Annotated in this window: 16 protein-coding genes; 9 read left to right on the forward strand and 7 right to left on the reverse strand. The window is 74.0% G+C overall.

Going from position 1 to position 21,549, the window contains the following annotated elements:
* Window positions 1–38: 38 nt before the first annotated feature.
* The 3 genes from ACFYWQ_RS20420 to ACFYWQ_RS20430 form a co-directional block, all read right to left on the reverse strand.
* Complete coding sequence (locus ACFYWQ_RS20420; RefSeq protein ID WP_389518217.1) at window positions 39–968, reverse strand: ABC transporter substrate-binding protein; 930 nt, start codon at window positions 966–968, stop codon at window positions 39–41.
* Between the two features lie 100 nt (window positions 969–1,068).
* Window positions 1,069–2,448: an LLM class flavin-dependent oxidoreductase gene (locus tag ACFYWQ_RS20425; protein WP_389518218.1), complete on the reverse strand. Its 1,380-nt coding sequence runs from the start codon at window positions 2,446–2,448 to the stop codon at window positions 1,069–1,071.
* A 389-nt stretch (window positions 2,449–2,837) separates the two neighbouring features.
* Complete coding sequence (locus ACFYWQ_RS20430; RefSeq protein ID WP_389518219.1) at window positions 2,838–3,542, reverse strand: GntR family transcriptional regulator; 705 nt, start codon at window positions 3,540–3,542, stop codon at window positions 2,838–2,840.
* A gap of 196 nt (window positions 3,543–3,738) precedes the next feature.
* On the opposite strand from ACFYWQ_RS20430, the gene ACFYWQ_RS20435 reads away from it, so the two are divergent.
* Complete coding sequence (locus ACFYWQ_RS20435; RefSeq protein WP_389518220.1) at window positions 3,739–4,815, forward strand: sulfurtransferase; 1,077 nt, start codon at window positions 3,739–3,741, stop codon at window positions 4,813–4,815.
* A 178-nt stretch (window positions 4,816–4,993) separates the two neighbouring features.
* Here ACFYWQ_RS20435 and ACFYWQ_RS20440 read toward each other — a convergent pair whose 3' ends face one another.
* Entirely contained in the window at window positions 4,994–6,136 is a 1,143-nt protein-coding gene (locus tag ACFYWQ_RS20440; RefSeq protein ID WP_389518342.1) for a homoserine O-acetyltransferase, read from the reverse strand.
* Window positions 6,133–7,494, reverse strand: coding sequence for a bifunctional o-acetylhomoserine/o-acetylserine sulfhydrylase (locus tag ACFYWQ_RS20445; RefSeq protein WP_389518221.1), 1,362 nt, complete (start codon window positions 7,492–7,494; stop codon window positions 6,133–6,135). Before ACFYWQ_RS20445 ends, ACFYWQ_RS20440 begins: the two co-directional genes overlap by 4 nt.
* Window positions 7,495–8,215: 721 nt before the next feature.
* Between ACFYWQ_RS20445 and ACFYWQ_RS20450 the strand changes: the two genes are divergently transcribed.
* Window positions 8,216–9,244: an isopenicillin N synthase family dioxygenase gene (locus ACFYWQ_RS20450; protein WP_389518222.1), complete on the forward strand. Its 1,029-nt coding sequence runs from the start codon at window positions 8,216–8,218 to the stop codon at window positions 9,242–9,244.
* Window positions 9,241–10,551: an O-acetylhomoserine aminocarboxypropyltransferase/cysteine synthase family protein gene (locus ACFYWQ_RS20455; RefSeq protein ID WP_389518223.1), complete on the forward strand. Its 1,311-nt coding sequence runs from the start codon at window positions 9,241–9,243 to the stop codon at window positions 10,549–10,551. Before ACFYWQ_RS20450 ends, ACFYWQ_RS20455 begins: the two co-directional genes overlap by 4 nt.
* A gap of 19 nt (window positions 10,552–10,570) precedes the next feature.
* On the opposite strand, the gene ACFYWQ_RS20460 is transcribed toward ACFYWQ_RS20455, so the two are convergent.
* The gene (locus tag ACFYWQ_RS20460) at window positions 10,571–10,732 is read right to left on the reverse strand and encodes a twin-arginine translocase TatA/TatE family subunit (RefSeq protein ID WP_389518224.1); all 162 of its coding nucleotides are present in this window, start codon (window positions 10,730–10,732) and stop codon (window positions 10,571–10,573) included.
* Between the two features lie 279 nt (window positions 10,733–11,011).
* Between ACFYWQ_RS20460 and ACFYWQ_RS20465 the strand changes: the two genes are divergently transcribed.
* The 6 genes from ACFYWQ_RS20465 to ACFYWQ_RS20490 all read left to right on the forward strand — a co-directional run bounded on the left by ACFYWQ_RS20465 (window position 11,012) and on the right by ACFYWQ_RS20490 (window position 20,754).
* Complete coding sequence (locus tag ACFYWQ_RS20465) at window positions 11,012–11,923, forward strand: ion transporter (RefSeq protein ID WP_389518343.1); 912 nt, start codon at window positions 11,012–11,014, stop codon at window positions 11,921–11,923.
* Between the two features lie 422 nt (window positions 11,924–12,345).
* Complete coding sequence (locus ACFYWQ_RS20470; protein ID WP_389518225.1) at window positions 12,346–13,434, forward strand: GNAT family N-acetyltransferase; 1,089 nt, start codon at window positions 12,346–12,348, stop codon at window positions 13,432–13,434.
* Window positions 13,435–13,788: 354 nt separating this feature from the next.
* Complete coding sequence (gene lanKC, locus ACFYWQ_RS20475) at window positions 13,789–16,350, forward strand: class III lanthionine synthetase LanKC (RefSeq protein ID WP_389518226.1); 2,562 nt, start codon at window positions 13,789–13,791, stop codon at window positions 16,348–16,350.
* A gap of 103 nt (window positions 16,351–16,453) precedes the next feature.
* Window positions 16,454–16,579, forward strand: a complete 126-nt coding sequence (locus tag ACFYWQ_RS20480) for a SapB/AmfS family lanthipeptide (RefSeq protein WP_389518227.1) — start codon at window positions 16,454–16,456, stop codon at window positions 16,577–16,579.
* Between the two features lie 138 nt (window positions 16,580–16,717).
* The gene (locus ACFYWQ_RS20485) at window positions 16,718–18,529 is read left to right on the forward strand and encodes an ABC transporter ATP-binding protein (protein WP_389518228.1); all 1,812 of its coding nucleotides are present in this window, start codon (window positions 16,718–16,720) and stop codon (window positions 18,527–18,529) included.
* Window positions 18,530–18,879: 350 nt separating this feature from the next.
* Complete coding sequence (locus ACFYWQ_RS20490; RefSeq protein WP_389518229.1) at window positions 18,880–20,754, forward strand: ATP-binding cassette domain-containing protein; 1,875 nt, start codon at window positions 18,880–18,882, stop codon at window positions 20,752–20,754.
* Here the strand turns inward: ACFYWQ_RS20490 and ACFYWQ_RS20495 are convergent.
* The gene (locus ACFYWQ_RS20495; RefSeq protein WP_389518230.1) at window positions 20,690–21,379 is read right to left on the reverse strand and encodes an SDR family oxidoreductase; all 690 of its coding nucleotides are present in this window, start codon (window positions 21,377–21,379) and stop codon (window positions 20,690–20,692) included. The genes ACFYWQ_RS20490 and ACFYWQ_RS20495 overlap by 65 nt on opposite strands.
* Window positions 21,380–21,549: the final 170 nt, after the last annotated feature.

Genomic DNA, 21,549 nt, shown 5'->3' on the forward strand with positions numbered 1-21,549 from the left:
TTTGAGGTCGACCGGTACCCGCCGGGTCAGGCGGGGCCTCACGCGGCGACCGCCGGGGCGAGCGGCAGTAGCCGGTTGGTGTACGACGCCTGCCAGCCCTCGGCGGAGGGGAGGGCGCCGTGGGCCGCGAGCCACCGTGCGTAGGGGCCGGTGCGGTCGGCGTCCACGACGCCCCAGTGGCCCTGCGGGTCGGTCCACGTGGGGGCGACGAGCGCGAGGGAGCGGGCGATCAGCGGTTGCGGGAAGTAGGGGATGACGCGTTCGAGGAGGGCGAGGGTGCGTTCCTGGTCCTCGGCGGCCGCGTGGTACCCGCGGGCGGTCGCCGCGAGGAACGCGCCGACCAGGACGGGGTTGGCGTCGACGAGTTCCTCGTGGGCGCCGAGGAGGTAGCTGTGGTAGCGGGGGGCGCCGATCTCGTCGACCGGCCAGGTGATCCGGCGTGCGTCGGGCAGTTCGCCGCGCAGGGCGTCCCAGGACCAGTAGTTGCCGAAGGTGGCGTCCGCACGGCCGGCTTCGATGTCGTCCACCGTCAGTTCCCGGAAGCCCGCGTCGACGGTGACGAAGGAGTCGGGGTCACCGCCGTCGGCGGCTATCAGGTGGCGGAGCATGGCCCGGCCGCGCGGGGTCGGGTTGAAGGCGATGCGCCGGCCGGCGAGGTCGCGGGGACGCGCGATGCCCCTGCCGGTGACGGTCTGGACGGCCTCCAGTCCGCGGTGGTTGACCGCGGCGACGCCGATCAGGCGTTCACCGCGCGCCCGGCGCGCCAGCAGGCGGTTGGGCGGGAACACACCGAAGTCGACGCGACGGCGGGTGAGGTACTCCAGCGTGTCGCCGACTCCGGGGTCCTGCACGACCAGCTCCACGTCGAGGCCGGCGTCGCGGTACCAGCCGCGGTCGCGGGCGGTGTAGAAGCCGGCCGCGTTGGGCCAGGGGTGGAAGTAGTCGAGCATGACGCGGATCTGGGACACGGGTGGCTCCAGGGGCGGACGGCGTGACGGAGGGCGGGGCGCGCGGCCCGGGGCGTACGGGGCGCCGGCGCGCGCGTCCCCCGGGGAGGACGGGGTGGGATCAGGGACGGCGGTGGGCGGCGCCGGGGTGGTCCGCGGGCAGCCGCGGCTGTCCGGGCCGGCCGAGGTACTCGCGCAGCGTGGCGCCCTCGTACTCGGTCCACACCCGTCCCCGGCGCTGGAGTTCGGGGACGACGAGGTCGACGAAGTCGCGCAGGGTGACGGGGGTGACCGGGTCGGCGATGTTGAAGCCGTCGACGCCGGCGGCGTCCGTCCAGCGTTCGAGTTCGTCGGCGACGGTGGACGGGGAGCCCACGATGACCGGCCCCCCGCCGCCGACCCCCACGAAGTCGGCGATCTCCCGGGGCGTCCAGGTGCGGGTGGGGTCGAGCCGGGTGAAGACCTCGACCATGCCGCGGATGCCCTCGGTGTCCACGTACTCCAGGGGTACGTCGGGGTCGAGCCGCGAGAGGTCGATGTGCAGGAGGGCGCTGTAGCGGGCGAGGCTCCCCTCCAGCGAGGCGTACCCGCGGTAGTCCTCGTACTTCGCGCGGGCCTCGGCGTCGGTGGGCGCGGTGATCACGGTGACGCCCGCGAAGAACTTCAGGTCCGAGGGGTCGCGGCCCTCCTCGGCGGCCCTGGCCCGGATGGAGTCGACGAGCCCGCGGGCCATCTCGGGGCGGTACGCCGACAGGAAGACGCCCTCGGCGTGCCGGGCGGCGAAGGCCTGCCCCGCGGGTGAGGTGCCCGCCTGGTAGAGGGCCGGCGTGCGCTGCACGGACGGCTCGGACAGGGCGATGCCCGGCACGTCGAAGTACGTGCCCCGGTGGACGATGGGGTGGACGCGCGCGGGGTCGGCGAAGACTCCCGCCCCGGCGTCACGCACCACGGCGCCGTCCTCCCAGCTGCCCTCCCACAGCTTGTAGACGACCTCCATGAACTCCTCGGCGCGCACGTACCGTTCGTCGTGCGGTATCTGCTCGGTCAGGCCGAGGTTGCGCGCCGCGCTGTCCAGCGCCGAGGTGACGACGTTCCAGCCGATCCGGCCGCCGGAGAGGTGATCGAGGGTGGTCATCTTGCGGGCGAACGCGTAGGGCAGTTCGTAGGTGGCGGAGACGGTGACCGCGAACCCGAGGTGCCGGGTGGCCGCCGCCAGGGCACTGACCAGGAGCAGCGGGTCGTCGGTGGGGGTGTTGATCCCGTCCCGCAGGGCCGCGTCGACCCGGCCCTGGTAGACCTCCAGCGGGCCGAGGGCGTCGGCGATGAACAGCGCGTCGAAGCGGCCGCGTTCGAGGATGCGGGCCGTCTCCGTCCAGTGGCCCAGGTCGCGGTAGCGGTGGGCCTGGCTGTCGGGGTGGCGCCACAGTCCCGCGGCGGTGTGACCGACGGTGGACTGGCGGAGGGCGTTGAGGCGGATGCGCCGGTCGGTGCTGCTGCTCATGCGGTGCTGCTCCTGGTGCGGTGGCCGACGCGGCGGGGGCGGGGCCGGCGGACGGGAGTGACGGGGGAGGACGGCGAGAGGCGGAGGGGACGCGACAACCGTGACAACAGTGACAACAGTGACAACCGAGACAGCGACAGTCGGTGTTCGGGTGCGGGTCGCCGTGCCGTCGCGGCGCGAGGAGACGGGACGGGTGGCCAGCCACGGTGGTCTCCTCTCGTCGGGTCTCGCCGGGAAGGTCCCGGTTCTCGTCCGGTGCAGTGCTCCGGAGCATGGGGCTGGGGCTGGGGCTGGGGCTGGGGCTGGGGCTGGGGCCGGCCGGTGCGGTGGTGGCCGCTCGGCCGGTGAGCGCGGGGGTGGGAACGCGCGCGGGGTGGGTGCGGGGCGGGTCAGCCGCCGGAGTCCGTGTCCCCGCCGCTGACCAGGACGCGGATGCGCTGGTCCAGGCTGCGCTTGAGGTGGGCCCGCGTCGCGGCGCGCGCCTCGTCGGGCGCGTGGTCCTGGAGGGCCCGCAGGATCCGCTCGTGTTCCTCGCGTAGCACGTCGGGGTCGCCGAAGGAGGAGGGCGGACCGCTGTCGTAGATCCGCAGCCTGGCGGTGAGCTTCACCAGCAGCTCGGCGATGGTCGCGTTGTGGCCGGCCTGCCAGAGGACCTCGTGGAAACGGAAGTTGGCGGCCCGGGCGGCGTGCTCGCTGTCGGGATCGCAGATCAGTTCGTGCTGGTGGCGCAGGCGCGCCAGGTCCAGGTCGGTACGGCGCAGCGCGGCCGAGGCGGCGGCCTCCGACTCCAGGGCGATCCGCGCCTCGTAGATCTCCACGACGTCCTCGGAGGTGCCCGAGCGGATGCGGTAGCCGCGGGGGGCGCGTTCCAGCAGACCGTCGTGCTCCAGCAGGCCGAGTGCCTCCCGGACGGGGGTCCGGGAGATGCCGTACGCGGTACTCAGGGCGGTCTCCAGGAGCGGTGCGTCCTTGGGGAAACGGCCGTTGAGGATGTCCTGCCGCAGCCGCCAGTAGTGCTCGGAGCCGTGCTGCTCCGGCTGGTCCCGGTCGGGGTCGGGCGGGGGCGGACCGACCGCCTTGCGCACTGTGCTCATGACTCCCTCTTGCTCCGGAACGACGATGCGCCGCCTCGGCGACGTCCGCAGCCTAGACCACCGACCCGCCCTCTGTACACCAGCGTATACGCGTGTCGACACACGCATACGTGTCGGGCTAGCATCGCGGTGCCCACCCGGCCGGTGTGGGCCGCGCGCGCCGGACCGATGCGACCGGGCGCCCGAGGAGGACCAGGTGAGGAGTCATGGCGCGGTGGCCGAGGAGCGCGGAACGGACAGAACCCAGGTGCTGGTCACCCCCGAGGAGCTGGCGGCGGCCACACCACCCGGTGGCCACCGTCTGATCGTCGACGCCACCGTGCTGCTGGCCCCGCCCCGCCACGACGGGGACTACCGGGCCGAGTCGGGCCGGTCGGCCTGGCGCGAGGCCCGTCTGCCCGGTTCCCTCCACGTCGATCTGCTCACCCGTTTCACCGACCCGGCGGCGCCCTTCCACTTCGCCGATCCCGGCCCGGCGGCGGTGCACCGGGAACTGGCCTCACTGGGCGCCGGCCCCGCCACGGAGCTGGTCGTCTACGACGCGGGCAGCATGCAGTGGGCGACCCGGCTGTGGTGGACACTGCGCAACGCCGGCGTCGCCGCCCGCGTCCTGGACGGGGGCCTGGCCCGCTGGAGGCGGCTCGGACTGCCCGTCGAGACCGGCGACGCCACCACAACGAGCCCCACCACGACACGCTCCACCACGACGCACCCCACCACGGCGCGCCCCACCACGGCGCACCCCACCACAGCGCGCCCCACCACGGCGCACCCCACCACGGCGCACCCCACCACGGCGCACCCCACCACGACGCTGCCCACCACAGCGCGCCCCACCACGGCCGGGCACCCCGCACCGGACGCCTGGCCCGAGCGAGGGCGCGACCTCTGGGCCGACCGTCGGCTCGTCCACGACATCAGCCTCGGCCGCCGGCCGGGCACGCTGGTCTGCGCTCTCGGCCGGGAGCACTTCGAGGGCACGGCCCCGACCCGCTACACCCGGCGCGGCCGTATCCCGCACAGCGTCAGCCTGCCCGCGCGGGGCGTCCTGACCGAGCACGGCGACGTCGTCCCCGACGGGCTGCTGAAGGCCTACGCCGCCGGCCTGCCCGCCGACGCCACGCGCCCCGTGGTCGTCTACTGCGGCGGCGGCATCTCCGCCACCCTCGCCGCGCTGGGCCTCACCCTGGCCGGGGTCGAGGACGTGCGCGTCTACGACGGCTCACTGGAGGAGTGGACGGCCGACCGCACGCTGCCGCTCCTGACGGGGTGAGGGCCGAGCGGCGCCCGGGGCACCCGGCCCGCGCGCCGCGCCCGGCCGAACACCGCGCCGCCGTCACCCGATGAGTCGCGCCGCCGTCACCCGATGAGTCGCGCCGCCGTCGCCCGACGACTCCGGCCGCCGTCACCCGACGAGTCGCGCCGCCGTCGCCCGACGACTCCGGCCGCCGTCACCCGACGAGTTCCCGCACGAGCGCGGCGACCTGCTCCCCTTCGATGAGGAAGCCGTCGTGCCCGTAGGGGGATTCGATCACCCGGAGGCGGTCCGCCGTGCGGATCCCGGCGGCCAGCTCCGCCTGCTGGCCGAGGGGGTACAGACGGTCGGAGCTCACCCCGGCGACGAGCGTCCTGGCGCTCACCCGGCGCAGGGCGGCGCGCGTACCGCCGCGACCGCGACCGACGTCGTGCGTGTTCATGGCGTCCGCCAGCACGACGTAGCTCCCCGCGTCGAAGCGGCGCACCAGCTTGGCGGCCTGGTGGTCGAGATAGGACTCGACCTGGTACCGGCCGCCGTTCCAGGGGTCCTCCGCCCCCTGGGGCGCGCGGCCGAAGCGGACCTGCAACTCCGGCTCGCTGCGGTAGGTGACGTGGGCGAGGCGGCGGGCCAGGCCGAGTCCCGCGTCCGGACCCCGGCCCCTGTCGTAGTAGTCGCCGCCGTTCCAGTGCGGGTCACCGCGAATGGCGTGGAGCTGGATGCCGGCCCAGGCGATCTGCTCCGCGCTCGCCGCCGCCGTGGTGGCGAGCAGGAGGAGCGCGCCCACGCGCTCCGGGTACGCGACGGCCCACTCCAGGGCGCGCATGCCGCCCATGGAACCGCCGACCACCAGGGCCCAGCGGTCGATGCCGAGCGCGTCGGCCAGACCGGCCTCCGCGGCGACCTGGTCGCGTTGTGTCAGCCGGGGGAAGGCCCCACCCCAGTGCCGTCCGCCGGGACGTGTCGAGGACGGTCCGGTACTGCCCTGGCAGCCGCCCAGCACATTGGGGGCGACGACGAACCAGCGGTCCGTGTCCAGTGCCAGACCGGCCCCGACGAGCCCGTCCCACCAGCCGGGCGTGGGGTGACCGGGTCCCGCCGGTCCGGCCACATGGCTGTCGCCGGTGAGCGCGTGCAGTACCAGCACGGCGTTGGAGCCGCGCGGTGCCGGCCGCCCCCAGGTCTCGAACGCGAGCCGCACCCCGGGCAGTTCGCCCCCTGCCTCCAACGGCAGTGGCTTCTCCCGCACGTGCCATCGGCGGCGGCCCGGCGGGTCCCCCTCCCGCCAGGCCCCGGAGACCGGCGGGAGGGGAACCTCAGCGGCTGCTACGGCGTTCAGGACGCGCCCTTCGCCGCGCGGAACCCCGCCTCCAGGTCCGCCTTGAGATCGGCGAGGCTCTCGATGCCGACCGACAGGCGGACCAGGCCGGGCGAGGTGCCGGTCGCCGCCAGCTGCTCCTCGTTCAGCTGGCTGTGCGTGGTGGACGCCGGATGGATGATGAGGCTGCGCACGTCGCCGATGTTGGCGAGATGGCTGAAGAGCTCGACGCCGTCGACGAACCGCTTGCCCGCCTCGACCCCGTCCCGCAGTTCGAACGACAGCACGGCCCCGGCGCCGCGCGGAAGGTAGCGCTGCCCGGCCGCGTACCACCGGTTGGACTCGAGCCCCGGGTAGTGGACGGCGGCGACCTCGTCGCGCCGCTCCAGCCACTCGGCCAGCGCCTGGGCGTTGGCCGAGTGCCGCTCGATGCGCAGGCTGAGCGTCTCCACGCCCTGGAGCAGCAGGAAGGCCGCGTGCGGGGAGAGGGCGGGCCCGATGTCGCGGAGCAGCTGCACCCGCAGCTTGACGGCGAAGGCGCCGGGGCCGAGGGCGGGCCAGTACTGGAGGCCGTGATAGCTGGGGTCCGGCTCGCTGAAGTCGGCGAAGCGCTCGGCGTGCGCGCCGAAGTCGAAGGTGCCGCCGTCGACGACGACACCGGCGATGGTGGTGCCGTGTCCCCCGAGGAACTTGGTGGCCGAGTGCACGACGATGTCGGCGCCGTGCTCGATGGGCCGCAGGAGGTAGGGGGTCGGCACGGTGTTGTCCACGATCAGCGGGACGCCGGCCTCGTGCGCCGCGTCCGCCACCGCCCGCACGTCGAGCACGTTGCCGCGCGGATTGCCGAGCGTCTCGGCGAACAGGGCCTTCGTGTTCGGCCGGATCGCCGCTCGCCAGGCGTCGATGTCGTCCGGGTCGTCGACGAAGGACACCTCGATGCCGAACCGGGGCAGGGTGTGGCGGAGCAGGTTGTACGTGCCGCCGTACAGGGACGTGCTGGAGACGATGTGGTCGCCCGCGCTCGCCAGGGTCAGGATCGCGAGGGTCTCCGCGGCCTGCCCGGAGGCCAGGGCCACCGCGGCCACCCCGCCCTCGAGCGCGGCGATCCGCTGCTCGAAGACGTCCTGGGTCGGGTTGTGGATGCGGGTGTAGATGTTGCCCGGCTCGGCGAGCGAGAAGAGGTCGGCGGCGTGCTGGGTGTCGCGGAACACGAACGACGTCGTCTGGTAGATCGGCACCGCCCGCGCCCCGGTCGTCGGATCGGGTGCGGCGCCGGCGTGGATCTGCTTGGTCTCGAAGGACCAGGCCGAGGTGTCGGGCCCGGCCGGTTCGTCCTCGGGGGTGTGGCCGGCGGTGACGGAGTCGATGGGCTGGGTCATGGTTCTCCCTCGTGCGGGGCGGTGCGGGGCGCTGTGAGGACACCGCGTGGCTGCCGTCCGACCGGAAGGAGGCAGGGCTGAGGACAGCGCGGTGCGGTGGTGAAGAGGGGGATCGAAGGCCGGAGCGCGGCGTCAGCTCGCGGCGGAACAACACGTGGTGGTGACACGCACGTAGTCCACGTGGCGGCGGGTCACGAGCACGGTCATGGAGTCAGGTAACCACAGAATGGTGACGGCGCACCAGCACTCCGGAGAGGGAGACGGCGCACGTCGGCGCCTCACCCGGCCGTCCGCCGGGGCCGTCCGCCGGGCGTGCGCCGAGCGTGCACGGGGCGTCCGCCCGGCCGTCGTCCCGGCAGCCGTCCCACCCGGGGGGAACACCCGTGAGGGACACCCGTGGGGACACCCGCCGGGACACCCGTCGGCACACCCGCCGAGACACTCGGTGGACGCACCCGCGAACGTGTGCTTTGATCCGGCCATGGAGACCACTGGCCAGGCACACACGGTGCTGCTCGACCCGTTCTGGGTGAGCCGCCGCGCCGACCAGTTCGACCAGATCTGTCGTTGACCGCCGTGTGACGGCCCGCGATCCCGTCCCTCCCTTCCCCGAACCGCTCTCGGCGCGCACTCGACCGCTCCTCCGCAACGGGCCGCTCCCGTAAGCCCGTTGCCCCACCCGGCGCCGTGCGTAAGTCCGCTGCCGCCGCGAAGGAATCCCATGGCACAGCCCACCGCCCTCCCCGTCGTCGACATCTCCCGCTTCCGCGATCCCGGCACCGACCGGGACGCCTTCCTGGCCGGACTGCGCGACGCCGCCCACGACGTGGGGTTCTTCTACGTCACCGGACACGGCGTTCCCGCCTCCCTGCGGGACGAGGTCCTGGACGCGGCCCGCGCCTTCTTCGCGCTTCCGGAGGAGCGGCGGCTGGAGATCGAGAACGTCAACTCGGCGCAGTTCCGCGGGTACACGCGCGTCGGGACCGAGTACACGGCCGGCGGTGCCGACTGGCGCGAGCAGATCGACATCGGTCCGGAGCGGGCGGCCCTGGACGTCGCCCCCGGCGATCCCGACTACCTCCGCCTCGTCGGGCCGAACCAGTGGCCCTCCGCGCTGCCGGAGTTGCGCGGCATCGTGCTGCGCTGGCAGGCGGAGGCGCTGCGCGTGAGCCGGGAGGTGCTGCGGGCCCTGGCGGCCGCGCTCGGGCAGGACGAGGGCCACTTCGACCAGTGGTTCGACGACGAGGCGGCCGTGCACGTCAAGATCGTGCACTATCCGCCGCGCCCCGCCGAGGACGCCGGCCAGGGAGTGGGCGCCCACAAGGACTACGGCTACCTCGCCCTGTTGCAGCAGGACGAGGTCGGCGGGCTCCAGGTCCGGCGCGAGGACGGCGGCTGGATCGACGCCGTGCCCGTACCGGACGCCTTCGTGGTCAACATCGGCGAGATGCTGGAGATCGCCACACAGGGCTATCTGAAGGCCACCCGGCACCGGGTGGTGAGCCCGCGGCCGGGCGTCGACCGCTACTCCGTCCCCTTCTTCCTCGGTCCGCGGCTCGACGCGGTCGTCGAGCCCCTCCGGCTGCCGCCGGAGCTCGCCGCCCGCAGCCGCGGTGTCACCGACGACCCGGACAACCCCCTCCTGGCCGCCTTCGGGGAGAACGCCGTGGTCGGCTGGCTCCGCTCGCACCCACGGGTCGCCGCACGCTGGTGGTCCGACGTCCTGGCGAAGCGCGGAGGCAGCCGATGAGCGGCGACCCGAAGGCCTGGGAGTTCGAGACGCGTCAGGTCCACGCCGGCGCCGTACCCGATCCGGGCACCGGCGCGCGGGCGGTGCCGATCCACCAGACCGCCGGTTACGTCTACCGCGACACCGCGCACGCCGCGGCGGCCTTCGCACTCGACGACCTCACCACGCACGCGTACACCCGGCTGTCCAATCCGACCACCGCCGTGGCCGAGGAGCGCATCGCGGCGCTGGAGGGCGGTTCCGCCGCCGTCGCCGTGGCCAGCGGACAGGCCGCGACGGCCCTCGCCCTGCTGAACCTGGCGCGCGCCGGAGACCATGTCGTCGCCTCCCCCTCCCTCTACGGAGGCACCCGCACGCTCCTGGAGCACACCTTCGCCGACTTCGGCATCGCGGTCACCTTCGTCGACGACCCGGACGACCTGGCCGCCTGGTACTCGGCCGTACGCCCCGGCACGAAGGCGATGTTCGGCGAGAGCGTCGGCAACCCGCGGGGCAACGTCCTCGACATCGAGGCGGTCGCCCGTATCGCCCACGAGGTCGGTGTGCCGCTCGTCGTCGACAACACCGTGCCGACGCCCTACCTGCTGCGCCCCTTCGAGCACGGCGCCGACATCGTCGTGCACTCCACCACCAAGTTCCTGTCCGGACACGGCACCGGCATCGGCGGGGTCGTCGTCGACGGCGGCCGCTTCGACTTCGGCGCGGACCCCGACCGGTGGCCGGGCCTGACCCACCCCGATCCGACGTACGACGGGCTGTCCTTCTGGGACCGGTTCTCCGACCTCGGTCTCGCCTACGCGCTGCGCCTGCGCACCCGGCTGGTCCGGGATCTGGGGCCGGCCGTCTCGCCCTTCAACAGCTTCCTGCTCCTCCAAGGGCTGGAGACGCTCAGTCTGCGCATCGAGCGGCACGTCTCCAACGCCCGCACCGTGGCCGCGTGGCTGGAGGCACAGCCGCAGGTCGGACGGGTCCACTACGCGGGCCTGCCGTCCAGCCCCTGGGCGAGCCAGGCCGAGCGGTACCTGCCGCGCGGCGCGGGAGCGGTCCTCGCCTTCGACCTCGTGGACGGACTGGAAGCCGGCCGCCGTTTCGTCGAAGGCGTACGGCTGTTCAGCCATCTGGCGAACATCGGCGACGTGCGCAGCCTGGTCATCCATCCCGCGTCCACCACCCACGCCCAACTCGACGCGGAGCAGCAGGCGGCCGCGGGGGTGACGCCGGGCCTGGTGCGGCTCTCCGCGGGCCTCGAAGGGGTCGACGACCTCATCGCCGATCTCGCGACCGGCCTGAAGGCGGCCGCCGGGTGAGCGGCGGACGTCCCTGCCGTCAGGAGCGGGGCGGGGTGTCCTGCTCCTTGAGCGCCCTGGCCTCGCTCTTGAAGATGCGTGCCGCCTTGCCCGCCGAACGCGTCAGTTCCGGCAGTTTCCTGATCCCCAGGAACACGACGACGACGATGAGGATCACGGCAAGCTCGCTCAGGCCGAACATCCGGTCCGCTTTCTCTCGATGGTGCCCACCCGACCGGCACGGCGTGCCCACCGGCGACCCCAGCGTATCTACAGGTCTGTAGAAGTATCGCTGGGTGGCGGACAATCAACAAGTGCCCTTGGCGATAGGCCGGTTCGCCGCCCTCCGGCCGCGGGCGACTTGGCCGCACCTGTCCACGGTGCTGTAGACATCTGTCCTGAAGCATGATCACTGAGCCTGCCCGCCGATCACCGCGACCGGCGGGCACGGCCCACTGTGCCGAGGAGCAGATTGAGCACGATGACCGACCGCCCCGCTCCCGCGGGCGCCGCGCCCCGACCCGCCCGCAGCGTCCTGGCGGAACGGGCCCGCGCCGTCACCGAGGCCCGCTGGTTCGCCCTCGCCGTCTTCACCCTGATCCTCGTCAACGCCGCACTGCTGGGCGCGGAGACCTACGGCGGCCTGGTCGAGGACTGGCACCGCTGGCTGCGCCTCGCCGAACACCTCTGCCTGGCCGCCTTCACCGTCGAGATACTCCTGCGCGCCTGCGCCCACGCCGACCGTCCCCGCGACTTCCTCCGCGACCCGTGGAACCTGTTCGACCTCGCCATCGTGGCCTGCGCGGTCCTGCCCGTCGTCCGCGAGAACACCACCGTCCTGCGCCTGCTGCGCCTGGCCCGCGTCCTGCGCACCGCCCGCTTCCTGCCCCAACTGCGCATCGTCATGGTCGCGGTGGCCCGCAGCCTGCCCGGCACGGTCAGCTTCCTGCTGGTGGGCGCCCTGCTGCTGTACGTCTACGCCATGGTCGGCTGGGTCTTCTTCGGAGGACAGGACCCGCAGCAGTACGGCTCGATCGGCCGCGCCGTGCTCACCCTCTTCCTGCTGATGACCCTGGACGGCCTCGGCGACGCGGTCCACGCCGGACTGGAGATATCGCGCTGGAGCATCGTCTACTACGCCTCCTACGTCCTGATCGCCTCCTTCGTCCTGGTCAACGTCCTCATCGGAGTCGTCATCAGCTCCCTGGAGGAGGCCCGCGAACTGGAACGGGAGCAGACCGCCGACGGCGCGGAGCCGGTGCCTGCCCCGGACCAGGAACTGCGGGCCCGTATCGCCGCGGCGAGAGCGGCCCTCGACGACCTCGAAGCGAGCCTGCCGCCCGCCCGGGAGCCGGCGGGCGCCCCCTCCCGGCCCCTTCACCCGGGGATGTGACCACCCGACCGAACGTTCATATACCGCAGTTTCCCCGTTTCGAGGTCCTGGTCACGCGTCTCGTCGACCATGGACGAGTATGACCGCGCACCCACTTCCTCCCCCCGAGCCCGGCCGCCCGCCCGTGGGCGGCACGGCCGGCCCGGGAGTGCTGCCGGCCACAGGCCCCGCCGTATCGGCGACGGCGCGCGCGACCGCCGGCTCGCACCCGGCTCCCGCGCGCACGGCATGTTCCGCCGGACGGGCGCGGTGCCGTACGTGACGCCACGCTCCGGCACCGCCGAACCGCTCGCCGACCCCTGACGGGCACTTCGGCACCTGCCTGCCCCCCACCCGCGGGCGACCGCCCTCCGAGCCGGTCGCCCGCGCGCACCACCCGGCCGGGCCGGGTCACTCGCCACCCCGCGACACCAGGAGCTGCCATGAACGCACCGCGCATCGACGTCGTGCACCCCGACGACCTGACACCGGGGGACCTCGGCCTCTGGAACGAGCTGCGGACCACGACCGCGGCCGTCGCCAACCCCTTCATGACCGCGCAGTTCACCCGCGCCGTCGGCCGTGTACGGCCCGACACCCGGGTAGCGGTCCTGCGCCGGAAGCCGGAACCCGTCGGCTACTTCCCCTACCAACGGGGACGATGGGGCCACGGCCGCGCGGTCGGCCTGGGCGTCTCGGACTGCCAGGGCGCCATCCTGCACCCCGACGGCGTACGGCTGGACCCGCAGCACCTCATGCGCGCCTGCTCCCTGACCGCATGGGACTTCAACCACCTCGAAAGCGGCCAGGGAATCTTCCTGCCCTACGCGACGGGCCGGTTCGCCTCCCCCGTCGTCGACCTGACCGGCGGTTTCGACCAGTACGAGAACCACCTCCGCGCACAGGCGCGAGGCTTCCTGAAGGCGACGCTGGCCCAGGAACGCCGCATGAGCCGGCGCCTCGGTCCGCTGCGCTTCGTCCACGACGAGCGGAATCCGGCGGCCCTGCGGACCCTCATCGCGTGGAAGTCCGCCCAGTACCGCAGGACGGGACGCCGGGATCCGTTCGCCCAGCGGTGGATCACCGAACTGGTGCACCTGCTCTCCGGCACCACCTCACCCGACTGCTCCGGCATCCTGTCGGTGCTCTACGCGGCCGACGCACCCGTCGCCGCCCACTTCGGCCTCCGCTCCCGCACGGTCCTCTCCTGCTGGTTCCCTTCCTACGACCGCACCGTCGCCACGTTCTCGCCCGGCCGCGTCCTCTACCTGCGCATGATCGAGGCCGCCGCCGCGTCCGGCATCCACCTGGTCGACTTCGGACGGGGCGACGCCCCGTACAAGAACTCCTTCAAGACGGGCGACCTCGTCGTCCACGAAGGAGCCCTGCGCACACCCGGTCCGGGCGCGGCACTGCACTGGCTGCGCCGCGAACCGAAGAGGTTCGTCCACGGGTTGCTGCGTGATCAGCCCGCGCTGAAACGCGCGGCGGTACGAACCCTCCGGGCCGTGGGAACGGTGCGGGAACGCTGACCCGGGCGGCGGCAACCGACATACCGCGGGGAATCCGGCCGGCGCGCGCTCCCGGTCCAGGGATACGGACGGTACGCGAGTTCGAAGAAATCACGTACGGGAATCGCCCGGGCGAGGATCGAACGCATATGCGCGGTGCAATTGAGGGGCAGAACGCGGAGGCGTCGGGGCTTCGCGCGCCCCTTTGTGCGCGCTGCATGCGCTCTGCCTGCCGGAGCCGGACGTACCTTACCTTCTCAGCGCAGGACAAAAAGCGGTCAGCGTATCACTCCGCAAGGAAGTGGGACGGAAACACCGCGCTCATTGAATCCGTCCGGGAAACGACTGTCGCTGTGATGGGGGAGAGTTATGGACATGCGCTACGAGGCGTATTCGTACGCCGACAAAATGTTCTACGACTCACCGGTCCGCTGGGCGACCGTCCAGGAATTCGCGGCAGTCGGCGAATCGTTACCCCACGGCTGGCTGGGATCCGCGAGGGAGGTGTGGGTGGGCCGCCGGCCCGCCGACGTCGAACTGCCCGACCAGGGCTGGAAGATCCACGTGTCCGCCTGTATGGACAACGCGGAGCACATCCTGTCCGTCGTCGGCGCGTACTGCGTCCGGCAGCGCGTGGCCTACAAGTTCCTGCGCAGCCCGGCCCTGGTGCAGACGCAGAACGCGAAATACGCCTCCCGCGGGTCCAGCGGCAAGTTCATGACCCTGTACCCGGTCGACGAGACCGCACTCGAACGATGTCTCACCGACCTCGACGAGGCGCTCGCCGGCCAGCGCGGACCGTACATCCTCAGCGACCTGCGCTGGCGCAACGGACCGCTGTACCTGCGCTACGGCGGCTTCACCGAGCAGTTCTGCCGGTCGGAGACCGGTGAGCTCGTCCTCGCCCTGCGCGAACCGTCGGGCCGGCTCCGCCCGGACGTGCGGCGCGCCGTGTTCGAGGTGCCCGACTGGGCTCCCGTACCGGCCGTCCTGGCACAGGCACTCGCCGACCGGGCCGCGACGAGCACGGCCGACTTCCCGTACACGGTGGAACGGGCCCTGCACTTCTCCAACGGCGGGGGCATCTACATCGCCCGGCCCGCCGCCGGCGGCGACCAGGTGGTCCTCAAGGAGGCCCGCCCGCACGCCGGCCTCGACCAGCGCGGCGACGACGCCGTCTCCCGGCTCGGCAGGGAGCACGACATCCTGCGGCGCCTGGAGGGCGTACCCGCCGTACCGGCCGCCCTCGGCTGCCTCACCGCCTGGGAACACCACTTCCTGGTGCAGGAGTACGTGCCCGGCGAGCCCCTGAACAGATGGTTCGGGCGGCGCTACCCCCTGGTCCATCCCGACCCCGCCCCCGAGACGATCGAGAACTACCGGGAGGAGGCGCTGGCCGTCCTCGCGAGGATCGAGGAAGGGCTGCGCGCCATCCACGCCCGCGGAGTCGTCTTCGGGGACCTCCACCCGCGCAACCTGATCGTCCGCCCGGACGGACGGGTCTGCTTCGTGGACTTCGAACTCGCCTCGCCGGCCGACGACTTCGTCAGACCCGGGCTCGGCGCCGCCGGCTTCGCGGCCCCCGCCGACCTGGAGGGCTACGCGATCGACGAGTACGCGCTGGACGCGCTCCGGCTGTGGATCTTCATGCCGCTGCTCCAGCTGGTCTCGCTGGACCCGGAGAAACGCGACCAGCTCGCCCGGGCCGCCTCCAGACGATTCGGACTGCCCGCCCGGCCGGACCACGGCCGGCCCTCCGCACCACCCCCCGCATCCCGCGAACCCGACGATCCGGCGGCGCTGTTCAGCGGCGACCGCGCGGACTGGCCGGCGCTGCGCGACTCCATGGCCGCGGCGATCACCGCCAGCGCCACCCCGGAGCGCACCGACCGCCTCTTCCCGGGGGACCCCAACCAGTTCACCCATGACGGACTCGGCCTCGCCTACGGCGCGGCGGGCGTGCTGTGGGCCCTGCACACCGTGGGCGCCCCCGTCGACCCGGACCACGTCGAATGGCTCCTGGACGCCGTCGCCCGCGAGCCCTGCCGGCCCGGCCTCTACACCGGCGCCCACGGCGTGGCCCTCGCCCTGGACCGTCTCGGCCACCCCCGGCAGGCGCACAACCTCCTCGACCGGCTCCTCAAGGACCCGCCGGACGGCCAGGGGGACGACCTCGCCGGAGGACTGCCCGGCATCGGACTGACGCTGCTGCACTTCGCCGGCACCACCTCCGACGCCTCCCTGCACGCCGCCGCCGTCGACGTCGCCGAACGCCTCGCCGCACGCCTGAAGGCCGGCTCCGGCGGCCCGGCCCCCGGCCGGCGTCCCGGCCTCCTGCACGGCCCCTCCGGGGCGGCCCTGCTCTTCCTCGGCCTGTACGACAGCACCGGCGACACGGGCCTGCTCGACGCGGCCGACCACGCCCTCGGCCTCGACCTCGCCCGCTGCGTCCTGGGCGACGACGGAACCCTCCAGGTCGACGACGGCAGCCGGGTGCTGCCGTACCTGGAGTCGGGCAGCGCGGGCATCGCCGCCGTCCTCCACACCGCGCTGCGCCACCGCCCCGACCCGGAGCGACAGCGCAGCCTGGAACAGATGCGCGGGGCCGCGGAGCCCGAGTTCATCGTCCAGCCCGGCCTGTTCAACGGGCGAGCCGGACTGATCCTGCTGCTCCACCTGCTCCAGGACGGCACCACGGTCCACCGAGCGGTGATCCGACGGCACATCCGGCGCCTCGTCTGGCACCTCGTCCCCCATCAAGGGCACGCGGCCTTCCCCGGCGAGCAGCTCCTGCGCCTGTCGATGGACCTCGCCACCGGATCCGCGGGCATCCTGCTCGCCCTCGGGTCGGCCCTCGCCGACACCCCGGCGCTGCCCTTCTGGACCGGCCGACGGGTCGCGGCGCCCGCGCCCCTCGCCGTCCCGCGGACGCCCTGACCACCGCGGCGGGCGGCAGCACCCCTCCCTGCGACGCACACCGTCGCGGCCACAAGTTTCCGGCGACCGCCGGGAAGCACCACCACAGTGACAGGAGAGCACCATGTCCATCCTCAGCCTGCAGGCCCTGGAGACCCCCGAGGAGACCACCGAGTACCTGTCGGTGCTCAGCTCCCTCTCCGTCGTCAACTGCACCAACAGCACCGTCAGCACGCTGCTGTGCCTGTAGTCGCACGACCCGGGCCGTCCGTCCGCCCCGCGCTCGGATGACCTGGTGAAAAGAGCCGGCCCGGGCTGAGGGACAGCCCGGGCCGGCGTTCTCGTGCCGCCCCGCCGACCGCCCGCCCCTCGCCCGCAGGAGCCCCGCATGGGACAGGACCACCGACAGCAGCCGCAGCGGAGCGGGTCAGTCGATCGTACGGCTTCCCGCAGGGCCGCACGCGGCAGCCGAACGCCGCGGAACGGCCCACGGGACGGCACCGGCCGACGGGACGGCGCCGGGCCACGGGACGGCGCCGTCCCGTGGGGGTGGCCCGCCCTCCTCGCCCTGTCGGTGACGACGAGTTCGGTCGCCGCATTGGTTCTGCCCACCGTCCTCGCCGCGGCCGTCGACCAAGCCCTGTCCGGTGGCGCCGGCCGGAGCCTCGTACCGCTCGCCGCCACCCTCGGCCTGCTCACGGCCGCCGAGACCCTCGCCCAGTACGCGGGTCCGCGCGCCACCGCCGAGGCGACGGCACGGCTGCGCGCCGCCCTGGTGCGGCACATCATGGCCGCCGGCCCCTATCCCGCCCGGCGGACGCCGACCGGCGACCTGGTCGCCCGCCTCACCGCGAGCGCCGCCGAGGCCGGACTGAGCGTCCAGGCCGCCGTCTACGCCGTCGCCCAGCTCGCCATGGCCGCCGGCTCCGTGCTCGCGCTGGGGCTGCTCGCGCCGGAACTCGCCGCCGCCTTCCTGGTCACGGCCCCCGCGGGCTGGCTGCTGCTGCGCCGCCACCTGCGGCACACCGTCAGCCGGGGCGAGGGCTACCAGAGCGCGCAGGCCGCCGTCGCCGCCCGGCTGCTGGACGCGCTGGCCGGCCACCGCACCATCGCGGCCGCCGGAACGGTCGACCGCGAGATCGAGCGGGTCCTGCGACCGGTCCCGGAACTCTCCCGGCACGGCCGCGCCCTGTGGGACAGTCAGCGCCGCGTCGCCTGGTCCACCGGACTGCTCGCCCCCGCGACACAGATCACCGTGATCGCCGTCGCCGGCTACGAACTCTCCACCGGCGCCCTCGGCCCCGGAGACCTCGTCGCCGCGCTCGGCTACGCCACGCTGGGCCTCGGCGGCTTCGGCACCGCCCAGAGCCTCCTGGACCTCGCGCGCGCCCGGGCCGGACGCAGGCGCGTCCTGGAGGTCCTCGCCGTGCCCCGGCAGCCGCCGGGCCTGCGCGGCCTGCCGGCCGGACCCGGACGCGTCGAACTGCGCGGGATCACCGTGCGCACCCCGGGCGGCACCGTCCTCGACGAACTGGACCTCGTCCTGCCCGCACGGAGCTGCGTCGCCCTCGTCGGACGCTCCGGCGCGGGCACGTCCCTCCTGGCGGCGGTGGCGGGCGGCCTCCTCACCCCGGACCGGGGCACCGTGCTGCTCGACGGCACCCCCCTGGACGAGATCGGCCCCACCGACCTGCGCGCCGCCGTCGCCTACGCCTTCTGCGACCCGCACCTCACCGGCCCCACGGTCCTCGACGCCCTGCGCGCCGCCGCCGACCCGCTCCCCGAGGACCGGGTCCGTGCGGCCGCGCGAGCCGCGCAGGCCGACACCTTCGTACGCCGCCTGCCGGCCGGCTACCACACCCTCCTCGACGACGCGCCCCTCTCAGGAGGCCAGCGGCAGCGCCTGGGACTCGCGCGCGCCCTGGCCCGCGACAGCCGGCTCCTCGTCCTCGACGACGCCACCTCCAGCCTGGACTCCGCCACCGAGGCCGCGGTCCTGCGCGCCCTGGACGACTCCCACAAGGACCGCACACGCCTGGTCGTGACACGCCGGACGGCCACGGCGGCCCGCGCGGACCTCGTCGCCTGGCTGCACGAAGGACGCGTCAGAGCCCTCGCCCCCCACCACGAACTGTGGGACGAACCCGCCTACCGCAGCATGTTCCGCGGCACGGAGGACACGGAGGACACGGAGGACTGACGCCCCCCACCGACGGCGCGGAGGACCGACGCCCACCGACGGTGCGGCGGATCGACGTCCACCGAGGACGCGGGGGATCGATGCCCACCGAGGACGGAGGACCGATGCCCATCGACGGCGCGGGGGACCGACACGCACCGAGCACGCGGGGGACCGACGTCCACCGAGGACGCCGAGGACTGACGCCCCCCACCGACGGTGCGGAGAACCGACGCCCACGGAAGACGCGGAGAACCGATGCCCCCCGAGGACGCGGAGGACCGACGCCCCCCCGACGGCGCGGCGGACCGAGGTCCACCGACGACGCAGGGGACCGACGCGCCGTACCGACCACGAAAGGACACACGACCATGGCGGACCGCACCACCGGCCCAGCCCGCCCCCACCCGCGCCCGCCCGCCCGGTCCCTCACCGCGGCCCACGGCACCGCCCTGCGCCTGGTCCGTGACGCCCTCGCCCACCGCCGTGCCGCCGCGCTCCGGCTGACCTGGTGGACGCTGCTCTCCGCCGCGCCCGCCCTCGTCTCCGGCAAGGCCCTCGCCCTCGCCGTCGACCGGGGCTTCCTGATGGACCGGCCCCGCACGGCGGCCCTCGGGCTGGGCCTGTTCGCCCTGAGCACCCTCGGCGGTGCCTGGGCGGGCCGGCAGACCTACCCCTGGCTCGCCGAGATCGTCGAGCCGCTGCGGGACCGGCTGCTGCGCGACGTCGTCACGGGCACCCTGCACCGCGCGGTGGCACCGGGCGCCGCCCGGGACGACTGCGCGGCCGTCGCCGTCGCCCGGCTCACCCGGCAGGTGGAGGCCGTCCGGGACGCGCTCGCCGGCCAGCTGATGCTGCTGTGGCAGTTCGTCCTGACGGTCGCCGCCGTCGTCGCGGGCACCGCCGTCCTCGCCCCCGCCGCCGTCCCCCTCGTCGCCGCCCCTCTCCTGACGGCACTCGGCCTCTTCGCCGTCCTCGCCCCCGCGACCGTCCGCAGACAGCGCGAGGCCTTCGACGCCGAGGAGAGGCTGGCGGGGCGTACGGTCGCGACCGTCACGGCCCTGCGCGACATCGTCGCCTGCGGGGCCCACGAGCACGCGCAACGCGAGGCCCTCGACGCCGTCCGGGACCACCTGCGCACCTCACGGGCCCTCGCCTCCGTGTCCGCGGTGCGGCGGCTGATCGTGGCGCTGGGCGCGCACAGCCCCCTCCTGCTCGTCGTCCTCGCCGCGCCGGGCCTGCACGCCCGCGGCATGACCGCCGGCGAGATCGTGGGGGTGCTCGCCTACGTCCTGGCCACCCTGGAACCCGCGATCCGCCTGCTGGTCCAGGGACTCGGCGCCTCCTGGCTGCGGCTGGCCGTGGCGGCCGAACGGCTCGACGAGGCCGCCCGTCGTCCGGAGCCGCCCCCCGCCCCCCGCTCCGCCCCGCGGCCCGCGGACGGGTCGGCCGCGCTGTCGGGAATCGTCTTCGCCTACGGCCCGGAGGCCGAACCCGTCCTCGACGGCATCGATCTGACCCTCGCCGACGGCGACCACCTGGTGGTCGTCGGCCCCTCCGGCATCGGGAAGTCCACCCTGGCCGAGGTGCTCGCCGGCATGCTGCCGCCCGACCGCGGACAGGCCGTCCTCGGAGGCGCGCCCCTCGACCGCGTCGCCCGGCACGACCTGGCACACGCCCGGATCCTGGTGCCGCAGAACCCCTACGTGTTCGCCGGCAGCCTGCGGGAGAACCTCCGCTACCACGCGCCCGACACCCCCGACGCCGTCCTCGCCGACGCCGTGTCGGCCCTCGGGATGGACACCCTGGCCGCACGGCTCGGGGGATTCGACGGCCCTGTCGACCCGGCCGCGCTCTCCTCCGGGGAACGCGCCCTCGTCGCCCTGGCGCGCGCCTACCTCTCCGACGCCCGGCTGATCGTCCTCGACGAGGCCACCCGGCACCTCGACGCGGCGGCCGAGCGGCGGGTCGAGGAGGCGTTCCGGCGCCGGCCCGGCACCGTCGTCACCATCGCCCACCGCATGTCCCTGGCCCGCCGCGCGGACCGGGTCCTCCTCCTGGACGGGGCCGGCGCGCACACCGGCACCCACGACACGCTCCTGGCCGACGTCCCGCTCTACGCCGACCTGGTGGGCCACTGGGGAACCGGTGCGGCCGGGGCCGGCCGCACCGGGGACGGGCTCAGCAGCCCGGGCGCAGCATCAGGTCGCTCATCGTCGCGTCCCGCGGCAGATCCAGCGCCGTGAGCACGGCGGCCGCCACGGACGCGGGACTCATGTGGGCCTCCGGCGAGTAGGGGAGACCGAACTGCCGGTGCAGCCTGACCTGCATGGGCGTGTCCGTCTCCCCCGGGTACACGGTGGTGACCCGGACCCCGTGCGCGTACTCCTCCGCCCGCAGGGACTCGGCCAGCGCCTTCAGACCGAACTTGGACGCCGCGTAGGCGCTCAGGCGCGGAGGCGCGTGCACGCCCGCCCCCGAGTTGACGAAGACGACGTGTCCCCGGCCCTCGCGCAGCGCGGGCAGCAGCAGTCCCGTCAGCTCCGCCGGCGCGATCAGGTTCACCGCGAGCGTGTCCTGCCAGACCTCCGCGCTCAACTCCTCCACCCGGCCCGACTCCACCACCCCGGCCACGTGCAGCAGCGAGTCCAGCCGCTCGGGCAGCACCTGCGCCGCCAGCCGGTCCCGTATCGCCCCCGGCGCGGACAGATCGGCCACCAGCGTCCGGCTCCGCGGGAACCGGGCGCGCAGTTCCCCCGCCCGTGCCTCGTCCCGCGCCAGCAGCCACAACTCCTGTCCCCGCGCGGCGAAGAGCGCCGCCACCGCCGCGCCGATGCCCGATCCGGCACCTGTGATGAGGTGAACTCCCATAGCCTGATACATACCGTAAATCACCATCCCACGCCCCGGAGTGCGGGCGGGTTCAGGGGGGCGCGCGGCGGCACGAGGCGGGAGGCGTTCTCCCCATGGGTGAGACCTTCGGCCGAACTGCCCACAGCGACAAGGGCGTCCGTCACGGAGGACGGAGGACGGAGCACGGA

This window comes from Streptomyces sp. NPDC003247 (assembly GCF_042888135.1).
GTDB lineage: Bacteria > Actinomycetota > Actinomycetes > Streptomycetales > Streptomycetaceae > Streptomyces.

What these genes read in the sequence shown, in the direction of transcription:
- ACFYWQ_RS20470 (WP_389518225.1), top strand. Translation starts at nt 12,346, where the DNA reads ATGAACGCACCGCGCATCGACGTCGTGCACCCCGACGACCTGACACCG.
- lanKC (WP_389518226.1), top strand. Translation starts at nt 13,789, where the DNA reads ATGCGCTACGAGGCGTATTCGTACGCCGACAAAATGTTCTACGACTCA.
- ACFYWQ_RS20490 (WP_389518229.1), top strand. Translation starts at nt 18,880, where the DNA reads ATGGCGGACCGCACCACCGGCCCAGCCCGCCCCCACCCGCGCCCGCCC.
- ACFYWQ_RS20465 (WP_389518343.1), top strand. Translation starts at nt 11,012, where the DNA reads ATGACCGACCGCCCCGCTCCCGCGGGCGCCGCGCCCCGACCCGCCCGC.
- ACFYWQ_RS20450 (WP_389518222.1), top strand. Translation starts at nt 8,216, where the DNA reads ATGGCACAGCCCACCGCCCTCCCCGTCGTCGACATCTCCCGCTTCCGC.
- ACFYWQ_RS20455 (WP_389518223.1), top strand. Translation starts at nt 9,241, where the DNA reads ATGAGCGGCGACCCGAAGGCCTGGGAGTTCGAGACGCGTCAGGTCCAC.
- ACFYWQ_RS20425 (WP_389518218.1), bottom strand. Translation starts at nt 2,448, where the DNA reads ATGAGCAGCAGCACCGACCGGCGCATCCGCCTCAACGCCCTCCGCCAG.
- ACFYWQ_RS20460 (WP_389518224.1), bottom strand. Translation starts at nt 10,732, where the DNA reads ATGTTCGGCCTGAGCGAGCTTGCCGTGATCCTCATCGTCGTCGTCGTG.
- ACFYWQ_RS20495 (WP_389518230.1), bottom strand. Translation starts at nt 21,379, where the DNA reads ATGGGAGTTCACCTCATCACAGGTGCCGGATCGGGCATCGGCGCGGCG.
- ACFYWQ_RS20480 (WP_389518227.1), top strand. Translation starts at nt 16,454, where the DNA reads ATGTCCATCCTCAGCCTGCAGGCCCTGGAGACCCCCGAGGAGACCACC.
- ACFYWQ_RS20445 (WP_389518221.1), bottom strand. Translation starts at nt 7,494, where the DNA reads ATGACCCAGCCCATCGACTCCGTCACCGCCGGCCACACCCCCGAGGAC.
- ACFYWQ_RS20430 (WP_389518219.1), bottom strand. Translation starts at nt 3,542, where the DNA reads ATGAGCACAGTGCGCAAGGCGGTCGGTCCGCCCCCGCCCGACCCCGAC.
- ACFYWQ_RS20485 (WP_389518228.1), top strand. Translation starts at nt 16,718, where the DNA reads ATGGGACAGGACCACCGACAGCAGCCGCAGCGGAGCGGGTCAGTCGAT.